Genomic DNA, 280 nt, shown 5'->3' with positions numbered 1-280 from the left:
GGGATTTTATCGTGGAGACCAGGATGCGGCACCTGTCCGTAAACTGGGTGGCCGCATTTCTCCAGCGTCATCCTTACGCCAAGCTGCTGGATGTCAGCGCTGCGCACGAACGCGAGGCCGGACTTTTCCCGCAGGGCCATCATGAGCCCTGGCTCACGTCGGACCCCAATCCGGAGTTTCTGGCGCACACGCTTCAGCACATCCAGTTCGATGACTATGTGCTGGTGATCTGCCGTTTCGGCATTCGCTCCCACGATGCGGCAACGCTGCTGGAATCTGC

General features: G+C 60.0%; 1 protein-coding gene. It reads left to right on the top strand.

Features of this window, described 5'->3' with window-relative positions; all coding sequences use genetic code 11:
* Positions 1-280: rhodanese-like domain-containing protein (locus MD536_RS21760; protein WP_239603876.1), on the top strand; the 280-nt coding region annotated here is incomplete at both ends.

The sequence above is a fragment of the Flavihumibacter cheonanensis genome, from assembly GCF_022352215.1.
GTDB lineage: Bacteria > Bacteroidota > Bacteroidia > Chitinophagales > Chitinophagaceae > Flavihumibacter > Flavihumibacter cheonanensis.
Note: the sequence above shows the minus strand (reverse complement) of the source record. Positions and strands in the feature narration are given on the sequence as shown.